The organism is Streptococcus sp. HMSC034E03 (assembly GCF_001811505.1).
Lineage (GTDB): Bacteria > Bacillota > Bacilli > Lactobacillales > Streptococcaceae > Streptococcus.
Genome location: NZ_KV804999.1, coordinates 1 through 233 on the forward strand (window position 1 = coordinate 1; position 233 = coordinate 233).

The 233-nt window shown below is 45.9% G+C and carries 1 protein-coding gene; it reads right to left on the reverse strand.

The genetic code is table 11. The annotated features are described in order from the left end of the window. Positions 1-233 (reverse strand): hypothetical protein (locus tag HMPREF2805_RS09215; RefSeq protein ID WP_398577619.1); only part of this gene is annotated, 233 nt, incomplete at both ends.

Sequence of the window (233 nt, forward strand, 5' to 3'; positions counted from 1 at the left end):
TGAACTTCCGGCTCACCTTTGTCAGTCACAACTGCTTCTGGTAGTTCAGGTTGAACTTCAGGTTTACCTTTGTCTGTTATAACTGCTTCTGGCAATTCAGGTTGAACTTCAGGTTCTCCTTTATCAGTAACAACTGCTTCTGGCAATTCAGGTTGAATTGCAGGCTCACCCTTATCAGTCACGACTGCTTCTGGTAACGCAGGTTGAACTTCCGGCTCACCTTTGTCAGTCAC